Genomic DNA, 18617 nt, shown 5'->3' on the forward strand with positions numbered 1-18617 from the left:
AAGTCGAATTTAATCAGTGGACTCAATTCCAAAAATATTGCATCTTCCTAGATCCGACATCCCATATTTTTTCGTTCCCCTCGATAGTTATCGTGAGTTGACCACCTACTTCAATAGGAATTTTAACATTGCCGGGAACAACTCGGGATTAAGACGTTGATCTTCTCCAGAACTATTTAATACTTCTTGTCCATCAACGGAAACCCTAACGCTTCCCGAATAATCCGATGGTTCAGGCATTCCAAAATAAAAAGAGAATATCATCTGCTCTTTATACTTATACGTAAACGCTTCAATATTCCTATCTTTAACGCCATACATATTAAAGCGGGGGGTTATATCTTGACCGCTTATTCTAAAGCTATTTATATTGTTACCAGTTGATATATTTCCGGAACTGTCTATCAATTCTTTTATCGCCACAAAGGGACCTTCTTCTTTGGTTAACGCTTTATCCAAAATCCCAGATAATCCCCATACCCCTAGAAGCAGAGCCATACAGGAAATGGAGGTTATTACAATCATTGCAATATTGCGCCGAATATTGCTTGAACGAAAACCAAGCTTGTACGCCCCAAAACCGACTGCTGCGCCTAATGAATTCAGAAGTGCGTCGTTAATGTCGAAGCTGCCCAGAAACGATAGTGCCTGTATGGTTTCCATCACAATAATCGCCAGAAAGAACAATGTAATGAAGCGAATAAAGGAGATCCGATATATCAATGGGATGAATATACCAAAAGGGATAAAGGCTATAAGGTTTCCGAATCCCACCAAATCCATGCCAGTTGGGCCTTCAATATTGCATTCGCGTTGTTCAGCCAAGTATGCCGATTAGGAGAGTCCTCCAAAGACATCATCATCATGCCTGTACCAGCGCACATGTCGGTCTGCCAATAACTGCAGCCCAATTTATCTAAAGAACACGAACCTCGAAATTTTTAAAACCAGTTGCTTCGCAAGCTTCAGTCTAATACTCTATTTTCTTCATACACCAGTTTCCAAGCCCCTAATCAATTGCAAGTATATCCCGGATCATTGTATTCCAAATATATCTTGCAGATAGTTATCAAGAATACGAAGGGGCTCGTGTAAAGCCTGGTTTGGAAACTTATGCGTTACCTTATAGCATATTCTTGGAGGCACAGAAACCGATAGTTTCTGGATAACAAAATCTCCCATCCGCATCATATATTCGCCAATCGAAGCAGGCACTATCGTCCATTGTTTGGCGTCATTCAAAAAAGTAGTGATGAGTCCCGCTGTATCCAGATGAACACGGGATGGGCAATGAGGATCCCACCACTGATCATGTCTGAATTGAAACTCTCTGTTCCAATTGATGAAGACTTCGTGCTGTGCCTCCAATTCATTCATTTCAACCGCACCTCCAGCCTGACGCCCCGTCATAGCGAGACGCAGCAGCACCATTTCTTCCGTAAAAAACGGTTTAACCATAACACTAGGCGACACGATTTCCCGCACCACAAATGCCACATCCATCTCGCGTCGCTCAATACTATCGAAAGCTTCCTGAGTATGCTGCGTACGAATTTGCAGACGGATTGACGGAGTATGCTGATTTAGCATTTTATACACAGGAGGCAAAACAAAATGACTTATACTTTCGGCAGCGCTTATGGCCAAACTTAACTGCGAACCGCTAGCCTGTAAGATTTGTGTTTCCCTCCAAAGAGCCTCCCATCGTTCCGCAATGCTAAAAAAGTTCTCCCCTTTTGGGGTCAGACTGATTTTGGATGCCCCTTTTCTCCGCTCAACCAAAAGGCCGCCCATTTCCTCCTCCAATGTCTTTAACCGGTAGCTTACCGTCGCTTGTGACAAGTGCAGCCATTCGGCCGCCTTGCTTATATTCTGGGTCCGTACAATAGCTAAAAATGCTTCAATCCCAGGAAAATACATAGAATATCCCCTCAATATATAGAAATATTTAATATAGTTCTCAAAATATTTGAGTTTTACACCATTATTCTTCATATTTAAAATTATCATTAATCAAGACAAACAGCAACGAAGGGTGGTTTAACATGAAAATTCTTATAGTTGGTTATTTTAACGAAACCTCAAAATCAAACATCGCAAGATATTTTCCGCAAGATTGGAACGTAGTTATTGTCCCGCCCGGAAAAGAAATGCTGCATCATATTGAAGATTGCCAGGTCATAATCCCTGAACATATTAAAGTAGATCACAGCCTGCTTTCTACTGCAAAAAATTTAGAGTTGGTACAGACAGGTGCAGGATTTGATAATGTGGATATCCCTACCTGCACACAACGTGGCATTTGGGTGGCCAATGCTGCAGGCGTGAATGCACAGGCAGTAGCTGAGCACGTCATGGCATTGATCTTGTCTTATTATAAAAACATACCGTTTCTGGATGCGTTCATGAAAAACAGGATGGATGAACATCATTTGGATTATACCGGATGTGAATTAGAAGGTAAAACCATTGGGATTATCGGTTTGGGCGCTATCGGAAAAAAAGTAGCTGCGTTTTGCCGAGCATTTGATATGAAGGTGCTGGCTTATAAGAGAAATCTCGTTGCACAATCGGACGGTTTTGTGAAAATGACGGATTTTGATACTCTTGTAAGCACATCGGACATCGTCAGTGTACACTTGCCCTTGAATCCGCAAACCAAGCAGTTGATCAACAAAATGGTATTCCAGAAAATGAAAAGTACCGCTTTGTTTATCAATACGGCCCGCGGCGGGGTTGTCAACGAACGAGACTTGATTGATGCTCTAAAAAACGGGGATATTGCCGGCTCATGCCTGGATGTGTTTGAAACTGAACCGCTTCCTTTGGACAGTGAGCTCCGGAATCTGGGTAATGTGATCCTTACGCCCCATACTGCAGGAATGCCTGATGGCCGGAAATTTCATAAAAAAAGATATGATTTTTTTGTCAATAATATAAAACGTGTAGAAAATGGTGAAGAGCCTGAAAGCAAGCTCAATCAGTTGTTATAGTTTTGATGCAATAAAAATGAGCTGTCGGACGCAGATCCTTGCAACTGCGTGCTTCCCGATAATTCGGACAGGGACGGATGATGCTGCCGTCAGGCTAATAGCAACACATTCCCACACCTGGTTTCCCCTATATAATGAAAAGGGGAAACCTATGTCGTAGCCCTCCCCTTTTATCATAGATCACGTATCATTCACATCTAGACGATAAAAAGGAGGATGAACATGAATAGCACTTCAACTCTGCTCCATTTAGCACAAAAAGGTTACAAAGAAGCTGAAGCCAAGTTGATTACCCGTTATGAGCCAGTTATCAATAAATACGCATAACGAAATGGAATCATTGATGAAGATTGTAAACAGTAGTTGACAATTTCTTATATCCTAGCAGTTCGTCGCTTTGATCTTAATCGTTACAAATAATTACGTGCAAAGCCATATGGAGTACACTTCATATGGCTTTGCACTTTTTTTCACATATTTTAATTTTAGCTTAATATTATCATTTGTTGACGCTAGTTGCCTTTCTCGTTCCAAATCCCCATTTATATTATAAAAACCGATAACCTTGATTGATTCTTGATCCTTGATACCTTCGTATTGTTTATTTCAAGTGTGATCCTTTCTCTATGGTGAGAACGAGCGAATGAGTGATGACAGCTCTCTAAAGATAGCTCAGACACACAGCATGCGTACATTTGAGGATAGATTTAGTGTCTTTTACCTAAACAAATTTAGAATACTTGTACAACTTCTTTAATATCATCGATTTCCTCAAGAATTGCGCGCTCAATAGCAGCCTTTAACGTAATCGTAGCACTTGGGCAACCATTGCAAGCTCCCAAAAATCTTAATTTGGCTATACCGTTCTCAACTTCAACTAATTCAGCATCTCCACCGTCACGCAGTAAGAAAGGACGTAGTTTGAGAAGCACTTCCGATACTTCATCGAATAAAATTCCATTCTCCTCCATTATGCCAGCTCCTCTCATTGTTTTACCAACAGTCAATTCATGCCTTTTTTCACCCTAGATGTCTGAGTGATCCTTTGCTTTTTGCCTAAGAATGGCCTCTTGATCCGAAAGTTCCCTTATAAGCGTATAAATAGAGTCTAAAGGTATCATCACACCACAACTTGCGCTCAATCCTGACAGCATATTGAAGTAGAACTGAAGTTTCCGTATCTCTCGGGTAATTTGAGCTAGTTCTGAATTGTCCGAATTATTTTTCTTCATTACTAACACCTCGTACTTCTTTAAAGAGTGATAAAGGTTTGATCTATTAAATTATTGAATCAACCGATGCTTCCTTCCATTTCAAATTGAATCAGCCGATTCATTTCAACGGCATATTCCATCGGCAATTCTTTGGTAAACGGCTCAATAAAGCCCATTACAATCATTTGTGTGGCATCTTGTTCTGTAAGCCCGCGGCTCATTAAGTAAAACAATTGTTCCTCAGACACTTTGGATACTGTTGCTTCGTGCTCCAAAGTAATCTGATCATTTTTAATTTCATTGTACGGAATCGTATCTGATGTTGACAGGTTGTCCAAAATCAACGTATCACACTTAATATTGGACTTGGATCCTGCGGAATCGCGGCTGAAGCTTGACAATCCCCGGTAGTTTACTTTGCCACCCTGCTTGCTGATGGATTTGGATATAATCGTAGATGTGGTCTCGGGAGCAAGGTGAATTACTTTCGCGCCGGCATCTTGATGCTGACCTTTACCGGCTACGGCAATAGACAGGATGGACCCCTTGGCTCCCCTTCCTTTCAATATTACAGCCGGATACTTCATGGTTACCTTGGAGCCGATGTTTCCGTCCACCCATTCCATTGTGGCATTTTCCTCTGCCACAGCTCTTTGGGTTACCAAGTTGTAGATATTAGGAGCCCAATTCTGGATTGTCGTGTATCGGACACGGGAATCTTTCCGGCAAATAATTTCAATAACTCCGCTATGCAGAGAACTGGTACTATAAATAGGTGCTGTACATCCTTCAACATAATGGACAAAGCTACCCTCTTCGGCAATAATTAATGTCCGCTCGAATTGGCCCATATTTTCAGAATTAATACGGAAATACCCTTGTATAGGAACCTCACATTGAACGCCCCTCGGAATGTATACAAAGCTGCCGCCTGACCAAACCGCACTGTTAAGCGCCGCAAATTTATTGTCGGCGGGAGGGATGATCGTTCCAAAATGTTGCTTGAACACTTCAGGATATTGCTTTAAAGCAGTATCCGTATCAAGGAACACAACGCCCTGATCCTCCAGTTCCTTCCGCATACTGTGATAGACTACTTCCGACTCGTATTGAGCGGATACGCCTGCCAGAAACTTTTGCTCCGCTTCAGGAATCCCTAGCTTGTCAAAGGTTGCTTTAATCTCGGAGGGAACCTCCTCCCAGGTCTTTCCCTGTTTTTCGGAAGGGCGAACGTAATATTGGATGTTATCAAGATTTAGTCCGGACAAATCCGCTCCCCACCCAGGCATCGGCATTTTGTAGAATTGCTTCAAAGCTTTCAGCCGAAAATCGAGCATCCACTCCGGCTCTTCCTTGATCCGGGAAATTTCTCGGACAATCTCTTCAGTCAGACCTTTTCCAGATTGAAAAATAGACTGGTGCTCATCGCGAAACCCATATTTATATTCACCCATGTCCGGCGCTTTTTTAGCCATTGTTATCGCTCCTTTTAACCTTCATAAGACTCACTTTGATTGGCTCTGATTCCCTATGATCTGCCAAGTTTTTTCTCCACTACATCCTGCAGGCGGCTACGCACTCCCTCCAGCGGGATCTCCGAAATGACAGGAGCGAGGAATCCGAAAATAACAAGATATTCGGCTTCACTCCGTGAGATCCCGCGCGACATCAGATAATAGATTTGTTCCGCATTTACTTGCCCCACGGATGCAGCATGACCGGCGGTTACATCATCCTCATCTATCAGCAGGATCGGATTGGCATCACCGCGCGCATTTGGACTTAACATCAGTACACGTTCTGTTTGCTGACCATCACAATTGGTTGCACCTTTTTCAATTTTTGTAATCCCGTTGATAATGGCCGTAGCTTCTTCACGCATTACTGCGCGTGTGATCATTTGGCTCACCGAGCTTCTGCCAAAATGCTGGGCTTGCGTAGTATAACTCAATTTCTGGTCCCCAGAGCCTATCGCAATCACCTTAGCGTCAGAGATGGACCCGTTACCCTGGAGTAATGTCTTGGTATCACTGGCGGTATAGCCATTATTCATCTCGCCGACAATCCATTCTACACCGCCATCCGCAAGCACAATCGCACGCCGCTGGGTGAAGTCCGTTGTTGCTGCAGCAAGCTGATGAACAGAAGCGACCTGCACCTTGGAGCCTGCCCCTGCAAACACCTCTACCACACCATTATGCAAAACCTTGATATCATCTCTTCTCGATATACAATGATCCACATAGCTGATCTTGCTGTTGTTACCAGTCACAATCAAGATGTGAGGAGCAAAAAGCGCCCCGCTCGTATCGCTATAAAAGATCGCTTGAATGGGAACTTCAACCTCTATACCATCTGGGACATATAGAAAAACGCCACCACTCCATAAGGCACTGTGCACAGCAGACAATCTGTGCTCTTCCGGCTTCACTGCCTGAAAGAGATAACGTTGAACCAACTCCTCATGCTCTTTTGCCGCAGTATGCAGGTCCGTTAAAATTACTCCCTGGGCGGCTAAGCTCTCGGACAATTTCGTATACACTACATCCGAATTGAACTGAACGATTAGTCCGCCTTTCACTGGAGAAGCAACCAAACCTCGAACAACCTCCGGCACAGCTTCCAAACCTGACCATGCATTCTCAGCTTTGTAATCTCCACTTTCGTAGATATCCCATTTTTCAAGCTTGATTTTCTCTACTTTAGGCAACTCCAGCGTCTCTGCCAGTTCGAGTGCGTGAACGCGGCGTTCAATCAGCCAGCGAGGTTCATCCTTAGCACTTGACCAAGCGCATAAAGCGTTCGCATTCATTAAAATTTTTGCTTGTATACCCACTTGCTTTTCCTCCTCTTCAGCTTTCAAACTTCCTCGCCTACCGTCTCATCCGTAATCCCAAGCTCCTCCTTCACCCAATCGTACCCTTCAGCCTCCAAACGGTGGGCAAGCTCCGGACCGCCAGATTTAACTATCCGCCCTTGCATCATGACATGCACAAAATCCGGGGTAATATAATTCAACAGTCGTTGATAATGGGTGATGATTAAAAAGCCTCTATCCGGGCTGCGCATCTCATTTACGCCATTGGCCACAATACGCAGTGCATCGATATCAAGCCCGGAATCCACTTCATCCAGGATCACAAACTTGGGTTCAAGTAGCATCATTTGCAAAATCTCATTCCGCTTTTTTTCACCGCCGGAGAATCCCTCATTCAAATAACGATGCGCAAATTCCGGGTTCATCTCCAGCCCCTTCATTTTGCTCTCCATTTCACGGATAAAACGGATTAAGGATATCTCATCGCCTTCTTCACGCCGTGCATTGATGGCACTTCTGAGAAAGTCCGAGTTGGTCACGCCGGCAATTTCACTTGGGTATTGCATAGCGAGGAACAAGCCTGCCTGGGCACGCTCATCCACCTCCATCTCCAGAAGGTCTTCATTGTCCAATGTCACCTTGCCGCCGGTAACCTCATATTTGGGATTGCCCATTAAAGCTGAAGCCAACGTACTTTTTCCCGTCCCATTAGGCCCCATAATCGCATGAATCTCTCCGCCATGAATCTCCAGTGTGAGCCCTTTTAAAATTTCTTTCCCTTCAATCTTGGATCTTAATTCCTCAATCTTTAATGTCGTCATTTATCGTAAACTTCCCTTCGGAGTATTCTTCGGCACGCGCCACCAAATCACTCATAAATTTTCCAATAGTCTGCAGCTCAGCCTCTGAATAGGATTCAATGAATTGGTAAAACCTTTCTTCTTTTTCTTTGTGCAGCTCTTTATGCAAACGATAAACGTGTCTTCCCTTATCCGTTAAACTAAAGTAAATCTCCTTACGATTGTTGTTCAGTTGACTTCTCATAATGAAGCCCATTTCCAGCAGCTTTGCACTAATTTTAGTAATGCCAGCTTTGGACAACCCCATCTTCTCCACAATCCCGGTATGATTTATCGGTTCATAATCACCAATGCAATCAATAACGTGTACACTAGTAATATTGTTGGAGAGCATTTCAATCTGGTACTTTCTGGCCTGTTGCCGAAACGAGTTAAATTCTTGTTCAGTGTACAGCTCATTCAGATGCAGCATTCTAATATATTGCTCGTAAAGATGACCTTTAAAATGATTTTGAAACTCCAATTTCGCAATCTCCCCTCTCTTGTAGTAGTTGCAGACCAAGTTCAGTACCAGCAATAGATTGTTTTTCTTTTTTTGTTCACCTGTGAACAAAATTATATTAACATAATTGATATTGATTATCAATATCAATTATGTTCAGTGTGAAGCAATCCTGGAGGCGCTTTTCATTGGTTCGTTGTCATTGTCATCGGCCTCATGCTGCGTTCCGACCAGTTGGGTCTCCTCTCCATTATCCTGGATTTATCCGTTTCGCTCCGGTGCAACGAACCTTTGGTTCATTTCTTTCGCTCCTCCGCCTGGTCGCTAGACGCCCTTCGCACCGTCTGGCTTTTGGTCGTGCGAGCTCACGCGCCTCTGTTGTACCCTAACGGCAAGGTGGTCTTGATGGGTGACGGCTGCATACAAGGTAAGGAAGCCAACCGAATGCCCGGAGTCAAGAAGCTCCATCAGGAATTGGAGAATTCCGCCAATGGAGCGTATTTCTTCGGACACTGTTTCAGCGCCATCCGCCTTCTGTTGGGCACGTCCCGGAAAAAGGGGACAAAGGTGGTGCTGGCCGAGATGTTTCAATGCCGCGCCGCCACGCTTCAATACGCTACAGTGAGCGTATAAGACAAAGAAGAAGCGGTCAGTTACCTGTGTCTGTATTTGCTTTGGGGCCAAAGATTATACCAAGAACTGCGGTTTGTGCTGGTGAAGCTGAACGGGCAATGCTCTATTCTAGCTAGCATCGATCTGACCCTGGAGGCGACCGGGGTCATCGAAATGTATACCGCCCGGTTCAAGATCGAATGCACCTTCCGGGCGCTTAAGCAGTCCATCGGCGGATTCAGCTACCACTTTTGTAGCAAACCCATGCCGAAGCTCAACCGGTATTTGAAAAAGGGATAGGTCCATTCGCTGGAGTTGGTTGAAGACGAGAAAGCGCAACGAGACATCCGCCTGACTGTGAAAGCAATTGAAGGAACTTTTCACTGTTCAGTAATTCATCAAATATTTTTTAAGAAGTATCGAAAAAAGTAGTATGTCTTCCATTTTTCATGATGGAAGGTTGCCTTTTTTGACTCTGTTTCCCATTTAGGTACAGAGAGGAGATGGAAACTTATGACATCGGGAGTTGACGTTAATGATTTACTTGAAAGAGCATTCAGCAGTTATGTGAAAGCATGTCTCCGGCACGCTCAAAAAGATTATTTTGAGAAACTGATGCGTGATTCGGCTTATGTTGTTCCTTTGGATACTGTCACTTTAGAGATCGATATCAACTTTTTAGTTCGTCACCACAACATACCGGAGCCTCAAAACGTTCCTGTTCTTTCTCAAATTTCTGAAATATCGTATCTAACGTCAAAAGAACAAAGACTTTTGTACCTTAAGTATTACGAAGATAAAACAGACAAGGAATTTGCTCAACTTTTAGGAACCAGCAGACAAGCTGTTTCCAAAATGAAATCAAACGTTCTGGTGAAGCTTAAAAGCATTATGGAGAAGTAAAGGCTCGTTTGCTTGTCGCAGTCTTCCCGCTTTATCATACAACGCTGATATTTTGCAATTGGATGATAAAAGGAGGATAAACATGAATAGTACTTCTACTCTGCTCCATTTAGCGCAGAATGGTGACAAAGAGGCAGAAGCCACGTTATCACTCGTTATGAGCCAGTTATTTCTACCTTTCAATTAGATTCTCTGAAAAAACGTGATGATAATCATTATCAATTTCATCTTTCCAAGTCAAAGTCAATCTGATATAATAACACCAAAATACCAAACATCCTACGTTTCGCAAAGGAGTGATGCTGTTGTTAACTCAAACTCAACGTTTAACCTTGGTGGAACAGGTGGCCTACCAGATCCAGGGGAAGATCGAAAATAGCGAATGGCAAGTAGGGATGCGTATTCCTCCAGAGCCCGAGCTAATGGAACAGCTTCAAGTCAGCCGTAATACCTTGAGGGAAGCTATTCGGGCTTTAACGTATGCGGGTCTGCTGAAGACCAGACAAGGGGATGGGACCTATGTCTGCTCCTCAAGTGTTCTGGGGTCAGTGATTAAAAAAGTGATTCAGCATACCGATAAGCTTGAGAGCCTGGAGGTCCGATATGCATTGGAAAGAGAGGCTGCTGCCCTGGCTACGCTCAGGAGAGGCGAAGAAGATTTGGAGGCGATTCGGACATGCTTGGACCAGTGCAGACAAGCAGCCAGCCAGCAGGATCTCAAAGCTTATGCTCACTGGGATGTCGAGTTTCACAAAATGGTGATTGCTGCTTCACATAACCAATTGATGGCGAATTTGTACAATCATATTTCGGAGGCGCTGCAAAACATGGTTTTGGAAACGAAGGACTTCAAAAATGCGGCTTTTTATCTCGACTCTCATGACCTGCTTTATCAAGCCATTGCCAATCAGGATTGCCACCAAGCCGAGGAGGCTGTTCGTTTATACATTGAAAAGGCCCGTGCTAAACTGTGCTAAATGAAGCATTCAAATGCACGGACACGACTAGTCCCATGAAAAACAGGTTTGAAGCTTATCAACATGCTGCCACGCTTTTATGGAGTTACACAAGGCAACATACGAATTGATGAAATGAACATCACCGATATTAGCCTTTCCTGCCTTTGATCAATATCGGGATTGTCCAACAGGATGTCTATTTATTTTCCAGAAGCATCCGTAAGAATATCGCTTATGACGACATCTGGGAAGCCGCTCACCGGGCTTAACTAGAGGCCTTTATCCATGCACAACCTGAAGGGATGAATACAGTGATCGGAGAACGTGGGGTGGATTGTCCGGGGGGACAAAAACAGTGACTGGCTATTTACGGATGTTCCTCAAGAATTCGCCAATCCTGATCCTGGACGAGACCACCTCTGCACTGGATACCGAAACGGAAACTTCAATTCAGCATTCTCTTGCTGAGCTTTCAGCGAGAAGAACAGCTTTGATGATTGCTCACCGTCTGGCAACCATAAAGAGAGCAGATGAAGAACAAGGAAAACAGAAACATTGCTTGCCGCTGTTGGACATTACAGTCGTTTTATCACCCACAGTTTGGTGATGTACAATACATTCCCTCTTAAGGGTACTTCCTCCACATGGATGAAATTGACGATTAATTAACTTAAAACGTAGGAGAATCCCTTATGAGTTCACCAGAACAATTGTTAAAAAAACAGGATGGAATATCCAGTACCGGCATTCGCAAGCAAGCGACACTCTGGTTCATGATCGTAGGAATTATTTTTATCGCAGCGAATTTGCGTGCTCCCCTCACATCGGTGGGACCATTAGTCAGTCTTATTCGAGAGAACGTGCATATTTCGAATACCTTAGCAGGCCTGATTACCACAGTTCCACTAATTGCATTTGCATTGTTATCACCTTTTGTACCAAAATTAGGACGCAAATATGGTGTAGAACGTATTATCCTGATTTCCCTTATTTTTTTGGTCATCGGTATTGCTGTTCGCTCGTTATCCGGAGCAGTGACCTTGTATGTTGGAACCGCAGTTCTGGGGTTTGCTATTACCATATGTAATGTATTACTACCTAGCCTGATTAAACGGGAATTTCCGCAGCAAATGGGTACTATGACAGGGGTTTATTCTGTTTCCATGAATCTATGCGGGGCGATTGCTTCCGGTATTAGTGTTCCCTTAGCTGTGGGGGCAGGCTTGAACTGGCAAGGTGCCTTGGGAGTATGGGGGATACTTAGCGTTATCTCCATTCTCTTTTGGGTACCGCAACTCAAGACTCCAGCGAAACCAGCCGCTGTTGCCAACAGCGCAGGTAACAACCATCAGGTCAATATATGGCGCTCTCCATTGGCTTGGCAGGTGACTCTTTTTATGGGAATACAATCGGCCATTTTTTATGTGCTGGTGGCATGGCTGCCTGAAATACTAAAAGATCAAGGCATCAGTTCAAGTCAATCCGGCTGGTTTCTCTCGGTTCTGATTATGGCTTCGCTCCCCTTTGCATTTATCGTTCCAGTTATGGCTGGTCGCATGTCTAACCAACGGTTGTTAGTGGTTATTACAACAATTCTACTTTTGATCGGAACACTTGGACTTCTCTATAGCAGTATCCATCTGGTTCTGTTTTGGGTTATTATTCTTGGAATTGGAGCGGGCTTTGCCTTTGGCTTGTCCATGATGTTTTTCGGCTTGCGTACCCAAAGTGCCCATCAGGCGGCTGAATTATCGGGCATGGCCCAATCCATCGGATATCTACTAGCAGCAATTGGCCCAGCGCTGATTGGATACTTGCATGATGCCAGTCATAGTTGGAGCGTTCCACTCCTGATATTGGTTGGCGCTTCTGCTCTACTCGGTATCGTTGGTCTAGGTGCGGCTAGAAATCAATTTGTTGGTTCTGCGAAGTAAGTCCATGATATAAAGGACTTAAACACAAGATTCACATTCATTCTAACATGAAAGACAAGTATACAGGCACGCACTTTGGTGTGCTTGTGCTGCGCCAGCTTCGAGCCAAGTAAGAAGGCTTCGCCGCTGCCTTCGGATCACTTGCAGAAAGCGAGCTCAGACAAATTAGAGAGCGTTGCTAGCCAATATACGAATTTCCCAACCCAATTTAAAGCCTATTCTGATGGAGGTTATCAGCATTTAATTGCTCGTTATGAGCCAGTTATTATTAAGTACGCAAAATGAAATGGAACCGGCGTGCAAACAGCAGATGACGATTGCCTAGATCATGGTAGTTCGTCGCTTAGATCTTAGTCACTACGCATAAAAAAGGGACTGGCTCTGTGTATCTTACTACACAGGGCCAGTTCTTGTTTTCACACACTCTATTTTAATCTATTTTGAGAAAATTTTCAGGAAACAGTTGCCCTTTACTCTCCTAATCCCCATTTATATAACAGGAAGCAATCATCATATGAAAACCAGAAGCGACGAAGCGGAAGCGCTGTGACAGTCCCAAAACGGGGCTTGAGCGACCACTGCTCCGGCTAAAATCATCCTGTGGTCGGATGAATCGCCATAACCAGAGAAGGGGATTATGATACTTCTGCCCGGCCAACGTCACGGTATTGGGGGCAGCCCGCTCGGATGAGGGAGAGCTTCGTCATAACGTTGAAGCTATGATGCTGACTTACCATCAGCAGCTTGAAATAACACTTATCCTTCACCTTATGGAGATGAAAGCATAGTAATGCCTTGTTATTATGCGCTCGGCCCACCGCTACAAGCGAATCGAATCCCTCACTTTAAAATCGGACGAGCATACAAGATACCCAAAATTCAAATTATTGCCTACCTCCGATCATTGATGTATTCGCAGCAATTAGATATGACAAATAACTTCAACACTTTAACGCATTGAATCATGTTTTAATATGCTGTAATTTAGTATAAATGGTAGGATTGTGGGCTGCTAACCGAAGGAGGATCGGGTATGATAGCAGGCCACCTGCAAGAGAAAAAAGGATTATAAAACGGCTTCTAAATATGGCTTGTTGAATAACTGTCATAGTATATACACAGCGAGGCAGCTGTTTAGTTCGATTTTGCACTTAATAAATACACAAAAAAGTCCATTGATATAATATCAATGGACTTCTAAAGGTTGTAGTTGGTACCGGCGAGAGGACTCGAACCTCCACGGTTTCCCACTCGATTTTGAGTCGAGCGCGTCTGCCATTCCGCCACGCCGGCGTATAGATAATGATAACAATCAGTTCAAAAAATAATGGAGGCGCCACCCAGACTCGAACTGGGGATAAAGCTTTTGCAGAGCTTTGCCTTACCACTTGGCTATGGCGCCACAAAATGGAGCGGACGACGGGAATCGAACCCGCGACCCTCGCCTTGGCAAGGCGATGCTCTACCGCTGAGCCACGTCCGCAAAATGGCTGGGGATATAGGATTTGAACCTATGCATGACGGAGTCAAAGTCCGTTGCCTTACCGCTTGGCTAATCCCCAATAACATTTTAGAAAAAAATGGGGCGACTGATGGGTCTCGAACCCACGAATGCCGGAACCACAATCCGGTGCGTTAACCCCTTCGCCACAGTCGCCATATGAAGCTGTTACTAACAATTTGCCAATCCTGTTTTAAAGAAATGGGGCGACCGATGGGTCTCGAACCCACGAATGCCGGAACCACAATCCGGTGCGTTAACCCCTTCGCCACGGTCGCCATATTAAGCTTTAAAATTTTCATTGGCAGGGGCAGCAGGAATTGAACCCACACCAACGGTTTTGGAGACCGTTGTTCTACCTTTAAACTATGCCCCTAAAGATGGTGGAGGCTGATGGATTCGAACCACCGAACACGTACGTGAGCAGATTTACAGTCTGATGCGTTTGGCCACTTCGCTAAGCCTCCACAGATGGTGCCGGCGAGAGGACTTGAACCCCCAACCTACTGATTACAAGTCAGTTGCTCTACCAATTGAGCTACACCGGCATATTCAGTTAAAGAAAATGGTGGCGCGGGAGGGAATCGAACCCCCGACACAAGGATTTTCAGTCCTTTGCTCTACCGACTGAGCTACCGAGCCATATAAGTTTGTTAAGGTATTGATGGCGGAACCGACGGGATTCGAACCCGCGATCTCCTGCGTGACAGGCAGGCATGTTAGGCCAACTACACCACGGTTCCAAATTGGTTGCGGGGGCAGGATTTGAACCTGCGGCCTTCGGGTTATGAGCCCGACGAGCTACCGGGCTGCTCCACCCCGCGTCAGTAAGAAAAGTATTCATTTAAAAGTTACAATGGTGGAGGCTGAGGGGATCGAACCCCCGACCCTCTGCTTGTAAGGCAGATGCTCTCCCAGCTGAGCTAAGCCTCCATAAACGAACAATTGTTATTGTAGCAATTTCACTAGATGAAATCAAGTGAAGAAATGGTGACCCGTATGGGATTCGAACCCATGTTACCTCCGTGAAAGGGAGGTGTCTTAACCCCTTGACCAACGGGCCATACCTGTAAAAAATTGTGGCGGAGAGAGAGGGATTCGAACCCTCGAGACGCTTGTGGCGCCTACACGATTTCCAATCGTGCTCCTTCGGCCAAACTCGGACACCTCTCCATATGGCTCCCCGAACAGGACTCGAACCTGTGACAACTCGATTAACAGTCGAGTGCTCTACCAACTGAGCTATCAGGGAATATTACATATCAGGCTTGATCGCCTGAAAACTGAATCCGAAACGAATCTGCGTCTTACTTCTTGGATAAGCCCTCGACCGATTAGTATTGGTCAGCTCCATGCATTGCTGCACTTCCACCTCCAACCTATCTACCTCGTCGTCTTCAAGGGGTCTTACTAATTGGGAAATCTCATCTTGAGGGGGGCTTCACGCTTAGATGCTTTCAGCGCTTATCCCGTCCGTACGTAGCTACTCAGCCATGCTCCTGGCGGAACAACTGATGCACCAGCGGTACGTCCATCCCGGTCCTCTCGTACTAAGGACAGCTCCTCTCAAATTTCCTGCGCCCACGACAGATAGGGACCGAACTGTCTCACGACGTTCTGAACCCAGCTCGCGTACCGCTTTAATGGGCGAACAGCCCAACCCTTGGGACCTACTTCAGCCCCAGGATGCGATGAGCCGACATCGAGGTGCCAAACCTCCCCGTCGATGTGGACTCTTGGGGGAGATAAGCCTGTTATCCCCAGGGTAGCTTTTATCCGTTGAGCGATGGCCCTTCCATGCGGTACCACCGGATCACTAAGTCCGACTTTCGTCCCTGCTCGACTTGTAGGTCTCGCAGTCAAGCTCCCTTATGCCTTTGCACTCTTCGAATGATTTCCAACCATTCTGAGGGAACCTTTGAACGCCTCCGTTACTCTTTAGGAGGCGACCGCCCCAGTCAAACTGCCCGCCTGACACGGTCCCCGTACCCGATTAGGGTACCAGGTTAGAACCTAGATACGATCAGGGTGGTATCCCAACGGCGCCTCCGCAGAAGCTTGCGCTCCTGCCTCTACGGCTCCCACCTATCCTGTACAGATCGTACCCAAATTCAATATCAAGCTGCAGTAAAGCTCCATGGGGTCTTTCCGTCTTGTCGCGGGTAACCTGCATCTTCACAGGTATTAAAATTTCACCGGATCTCTCGTTGAGACAGCGCCCAAGTCGTTACGCCATTCGTGCGGGTCAGAATTTACCTGACAAGGAATTTCGCTACCTTAGGACCGTTATAGTTACGGCCGCCGTTTACTGGGGCTTCGGTTCACAGCTTCGGATTACTCCTAACCGCTCCCCTTAACCTTCCAGCACCGGGCAGGCGTCAGCCCGTATACTTCGCCTTGCGGCTTCGCACAGACCTGTGTTTTTGCTAAACAGTCGCTTGGGCCTTTTCACTGCGGCCCCCTCGGGCTATTCACCCTACCGAGGCACCCCTTCTCCCGAAGTTACGGGGTCATTTTGCCGAGTTCCTTAACGAGAGTTCTTCCGCGCGCCTTAGAATTCTCTTCTCGCCTACCTGTGTCGGTTTGCGGTACGGGCACCTTCTCCTGGCTAGAGGCTTTTCTTGGCAGTGTGAGATCATGACCTTCGCTACTATAATTTTCGCTCCCCATCACAGCCCAGCCTTAACGGTGTGCGGATTTGCCTACACACCAGCCTCACTGCTTAGACGGACATCCATCAGTCCGCGTCACTACCCTCCTGCGTCACCCCATCGCTCATAGCGGATTACGGTGGTACAGTAATTTCAAACTGTTGTCCTTCGACTACGCCTTTCGGCCTCGCCTTAGGTCCCGACTTACCCTGAGCGGACGAGCCTTCCTCAGGAAACCTTGGGCTTTCGGCGGATCAGATTCTCACTGATCTTTTCGTTACTCATACCGGCATTCTCACTTGTATGCTGTCCAGCGCTCCTTACGGTACACCTTCAACCTGCATACAACGCTCCCCTACCCCAGATGCAAAGCATCTAGCCATAGCTTCGGTGGTGTGTTTAGCCCCGTTACATTTTCGGCGCAGAGTCACTCGACCAGTGAGCTATTACGCACTCTTTCAATGGTGGCTGCTTCTAAGCCAACATCCTGGTTGTCTGTGCAACTCCACATCCTTTCCCACTTAACACACACTTGGGGACCTTAGCTGATGGTCTGGGCTGTTTCCCTTTTGACAATGGATCTTAGCACTCACTGTCTGACTCCCGGCAAGAAGTTAATGGCATTCGGAGTTTGACTGAGCTTGGTAACCCTTGCGGGCCCCGCACCCAATCAGTGCTCTACCTCCACCACTCCATTCACCGAGGCTAGCCCTAAAGCTATTTCGGGGAGAACCAGCTATCTCCGAGTTCGATTGGAATTTCTCCGCTACCCCCACCTCATCCCCGCATTTTTCAACATACGTGGGTTCGGGCCTCCAGTGCGTGTTACCGCACCTTCACCCTGGACAGGGGTAGATCACACGGTTTCGGGTCTACGTCCACATACTTAAGTCGCCCTATTCAGACTCGCTTTCGCTGCGGCTCCGGCTTCTCACCTTAACCTTGCATGTTAAACGTAACTCGCCGGTTCATTCTACAAAAGGCACGCCATCACCCATTAATAGGGCTCTGACTTTTTGTAAGCACACGGTTTCAGGTTCTATTTCACTCCCCTTCCGGGGTGCTTTTCACCTTTCCCTCACGGTACTGTTTCACTATCGGTCGCCAGGTAGTATTTAGCCTTAGCAGATGGTCCTGCTGGATTCATACGGGGTTTCACGTGCCCCGCACTACTCGGGATCCGTCTCGGAGAGAACACAGTTTAGGCTACAGGGCTTTTACCTCTATCGCGGGCCTTTCCAGACCTCTTCGCCTACCATATTCCTTTGTAACTCCATGTGAGACGTCCCACAACCCCAAGGGGCAAGCCCCTTGGTTTAGGCTGTTCCGCGTTCGCTCGCCGCTACTGACGGAATCACTATTGTTTTCTCTTCCTCAGGGTACTTAGATGTTTCAGTTCCCCTGGTCTGCCTCTATCTCCCCTATGTATTCAGAGAGAAGTAACTGCGAATTACCACAGCTGGGTTTCCCCATTCGGACACCCCCGGATCAAAGCTTGCTTACAGCTCCCCGAGGCAGTTTCGTTGTTCGCCACGTCCTTCGTCGGCTCCTGGCGCCTAGGCATCCTCCGTGTGCTCTTATTAGCTTAACCAATGCGTTTTTCCAGAAGGAAAATCGCTAGCATCGCTATAATACAAACTTGTTTACACAAGTTCAGCTTAAAGGAATGTTCTAAAACGCAAATTCGTTTCGGTATCCAGTTTTCAAGGATCAAGGTGTTACTTGAGAGC

Annotated in this window: 13 protein-coding genes, 16 tRNA genes, 1 rRNA gene and 1 pseudogene; 7 read left to right on the plus strand and 24 right to left on the minus strand. The window is 45.9% G+C overall.

Going from position 1 to position 18617, the window contains the following annotated elements; genetic code table 11:
* Positions 1-105 precede the first annotated feature (105 nt).
* Together H70357_RS28980 and H70357_RS28985 are read right to left on the minus strand one after the other, a co-directional pair.
* Entirely contained in the window at positions 106-783 is a 678-nt protein-coding gene (locus tag H70357_RS28980; protein ID WP_231578333.1) for a VanZ family protein, read from the minus strand.
* Between the two features lie 252 nt (positions 784-1035).
* A complete protein-coding gene (locus H70357_RS28985) occupies positions 1036-1995 on the minus strand; it encodes a LysR family transcriptional regulator (RefSeq protein WP_231578334.1) in 960 nt (319 codons plus the stop codon).
* Between the two features lie 50 nt (positions 1996-2045).
* Between H70357_RS28985 and H70357_RS28990 the strand changes: the two genes are divergently transcribed.
* Positions 2046-2993, plus strand: coding sequence for an NAD(P)-dependent oxidoreductase (locus H70357_RS28990; protein WP_038596498.1), 948 nt, complete (start codon positions 2046-2048; stop codon positions 2991-2993).
* A 731-nt stretch (positions 2994-3724) separates the two neighbouring features.
* Here the strand turns inward: H70357_RS28990 and H70357_RS29000 are convergent.
* The 5 genes from H70357_RS29000 to H70357_RS29025 form a co-directional block, all read right to left on the minus strand.
* Positions 3725-3964, minus strand: coding sequence for a NifU family protein (locus tag H70357_RS29000; protein WP_038596501.1), 240 nt, complete (start codon positions 3962-3964; stop codon positions 3725-3727).
* 320 nt (positions 3965-4284) lie between these two features.
* Positions 4285-5682: a Fe-S cluster assembly protein SufB gene (gene sufB / locus H70357_RS29010; RefSeq protein ID WP_038596505.1), complete on the minus strand. Its 1398-nt coding sequence runs from the start codon at positions 5680-5682 to the stop codon at positions 4285-4287.
* 53 nt (positions 5683-5735) lie between these two features.
* A complete protein-coding gene (sufD, locus tag H70357_RS29015; protein ID WP_442950454.1) occupies positions 5736-7043 on the minus strand; it encodes a Fe-S cluster assembly protein SufD in 1308 nt (435 codons plus the stop codon).
* A gap of 23 nt (positions 7044-7066) precedes the next feature.
* Positions 7067-7846, minus strand: a complete 780-nt coding sequence (gene sufC, locus H70357_RS29020; protein ID WP_038596507.1) for a Fe-S cluster assembly ATPase SufC — start codon at positions 7844-7846, stop codon at positions 7067-7069.
* On the minus strand, positions 7827-8348 hold the full coding sequence (locus tag H70357_RS29025) for a MarR family transcriptional regulator (RefSeq protein WP_038600788.1): 522 nt from the start codon (positions 8346-8348) through the stop codon (positions 7827-7829). Before H70357_RS29025 ends, sufC begins: the two co-directional genes overlap by 20 nt.
* Positions 8349-8771: 423 nt before the next feature.
* Here H70357_RS29025 and H70357_RS29030 point away from each other — a divergent pair, with 423 nt between their 5' ends.
* The 6 genes and pseudogenes from H70357_RS29030 (at position 8772) to H70357_RS29055 (ending at position 12735) form a co-directional block, all read left to right on the plus strand.
* Entirely contained in the window at positions 8772-8960 is a 189-nt protein-coding gene (locus H70357_RS29030) for a hypothetical protein (protein WP_038596509.1), read from the plus strand.
* An 81-nt stretch (positions 8961-9041) separates the two neighbouring features.
* The gene (locus tag H70357_RS36120) at positions 9042-9239 is read left to right on the plus strand and encodes a hypothetical protein (RefSeq protein WP_156130958.1); all 198 of its coding nucleotides are present in this window, start codon (positions 9042-9044) and stop codon (positions 9237-9239) included.
* Between the two features lie 213 nt (positions 9240-9452).
* Complete coding sequence (locus H70357_RS29040; protein ID WP_038596513.1) at positions 9453-9842, plus strand: sigma factor-like helix-turn-helix DNA-binding protein; 390 nt, start codon at positions 9453-9455, stop codon at positions 9840-9842.
* 305 nt (positions 9843-10147) lie between these two features.
* The gene (locus H70357_RS29045) at positions 10148-10819 is read left to right on the plus strand and encodes a FadR/GntR family transcriptional regulator (RefSeq protein ID WP_038596515.1); all 672 of its coding nucleotides are present in this window, start codon (positions 10148-10150) and stop codon (positions 10817-10819) included.
* A gap of 54 nt (positions 10820-10873) precedes the next feature.
* A pseudogene (locus tag H70357_RS36800) lies at positions 10874-11430 on the plus strand (ATP-binding cassette domain-containing protein); the annotation flags it as partial.
* 63 nt (positions 11431-11493) lie between these two features.
* Entirely contained in the window at positions 11494-12735 is a 1242-nt protein-coding gene (locus H70357_RS29055) for a CynX/NimT family MFS transporter (RefSeq protein ID WP_038596519.1), read from the plus strand.
* A gap of 1211 nt (positions 12736-13946) precedes the next feature.
* On the opposite strand, the gene H70357_RS29060 is transcribed toward H70357_RS29055, so the two are convergent.
* The 17 genes from H70357_RS29060 to H70357_RS29140 all read right to left on the minus strand — a co-directional run bounded on the left by H70357_RS29060 (position 13947) and on the right by H70357_RS29140 (position 18478).
* Positions 13947-14028, minus strand: a tRNA-Leu gene (locus H70357_RS29060).
* Between the two features lie 35 nt (positions 14029-14063).
* Positions 14064-14137 (minus strand) — tRNA-Cys (locus tag H70357_RS29065).
* A 6-nt stretch (positions 14138-14143) separates the two neighbouring features.
* Positions 14144-14218: transfer RNA gene (locus H70357_RS29070), tRNA-Gly, on the minus strand.
* Positions 14219-14222: 4 nt separating this feature from the next.
* Positions 14223-14297: transfer RNA gene (locus tag H70357_RS29075), tRNA-Gln, on the minus strand.
* 19 nt (positions 14298-14316) lie between these two features.
* A tRNA-His gene (locus H70357_RS29080) sits at positions 14317-14392 on the minus strand.
* Between the two features lie 46 nt (positions 14393-14438).
* Positions 14439-14514: transfer RNA gene (locus H70357_RS29085), tRNA-His, on the minus strand.
* 24 nt (positions 14515-14538) lie between these two features.
* Positions 14539-14612, minus strand: a tRNA-Trp gene (locus H70357_RS29090).
* A 5-nt stretch (positions 14613-14617) separates the two neighbouring features.
* Positions 14618-14703: transfer RNA gene (locus H70357_RS29095), tRNA-Tyr, on the minus strand.
* Positions 14704-14708: 5 nt separating this feature from the next.
* Positions 14709-14784: transfer RNA gene (locus tag H70357_RS29100), tRNA-Thr, on the minus strand.
* 18 nt (positions 14785-14802) lie between these two features.
* A tRNA-Phe gene (locus H70357_RS29105) sits at positions 14803-14878 on the minus strand.
* Between the two features lie 23 nt (positions 14879-14901).
* Positions 14902-14979 (minus strand) — tRNA-Asp (locus tag H70357_RS29110).
* Between the two features lie 4 nt (positions 14980-14983).
* Positions 14984-15060 (minus strand) — tRNA-Met (locus H70357_RS29115).
* A 33-nt stretch (positions 15061-15093) separates the two neighbouring features.
* Positions 15094-15169 (minus strand) — tRNA-Val (locus H70357_RS29120).
* 55 nt (positions 15170-15224) lie between these two features.
* A tRNA-Glu gene (locus tag H70357_RS29125) sits at positions 15225-15299 on the minus strand.
* Positions 15300-15316: 17 nt separating this feature from the next.
* A tRNA-Ser gene (locus H70357_RS29130) sits at positions 15317-15409 on the minus strand.
* Positions 15410-15412: 3 nt separating this feature from the next.
* Positions 15413-15488: transfer RNA gene (locus H70357_RS29135), tRNA-Asn, on the minus strand.
* Between the two features lie 62 nt (positions 15489-15550).
* Positions 15551-18478, minus strand: a 23S ribosomal RNA gene (locus H70357_RS29140).
* Positions 18479-18617: the final 139 nt, after the last annotated feature.

The sequence above is a fragment of the Paenibacillus sp. FSL H7-0357 genome, from assembly GCF_000758525.1.
In the GTDB taxonomy this organism is placed as follows: Bacteria; Bacillota; Bacilli; order Paenibacillales; family Paenibacillaceae; genus Paenibacillus_AQ.

What these genes read in the sequence shown, in the direction of transcription:
- H70357_RS28980 (WP_231578333.1), bottom strand. Translation starts at nt 783, where the DNA reads ATGGATTTGGTGGGATTCGGAAACCTTATAGCCTTTATCCCTTTTGGT.
- H70357_RS28985 (WP_231578334.1), bottom strand. Translation starts at nt 1,995, where the DNA reads ATGAAGAATAATGGTGTAAAACTCAAATATTTTGAGAACTATATTAAA.
- H70357_RS28990 (WP_038596498.1), top strand. Translation starts at nt 2,046, where the DNA reads ATGAAAATTCTTATAGTTGGTTATTTTAACGAAACCTCAAAATCAAAC.
- H70357_RS29000 (WP_038596501.1), bottom strand. Translation starts at nt 3,964, where the DNA reads ATGGAGGAGAATGGAATTTTATTCGATGAAGTATCGGAAGTGCTTCTC.
- sufB (WP_038596505.1), bottom strand. Translation starts at nt 5,682, where the DNA reads ATGGCTAAAAAAGCGCCGGACATGGGTGAATATAAATATGGGTTTCGC.
- sufC (WP_038596507.1), bottom strand. Translation starts at nt 7,846, where the DNA reads ATGACGACATTAAAGATTGAGGAATTAAGATCCAAGATTGAAGGGAAA.
- H70357_RS29030 (WP_038596509.1), top strand. Translation starts at nt 8,772, where the DNA reads ATGCCCGGAGTCAAGAAGCTCCATCAGGAATTGGAGAATTCCGCCAAT.
- H70357_RS29040 (WP_038596513.1), top strand. Translation starts at nt 9,453, where the DNA reads ATGACATCGGGAGTTGACGTTAATGATTTACTTGAAAGAGCATTCAGC.
- H70357_RS29055 (WP_038596519.1), top strand. Translation starts at nt 11,494, where the DNA reads ATGAGTTCACCAGAACAATTGTTAAAAAAACAGGATGGAATATCCAGT.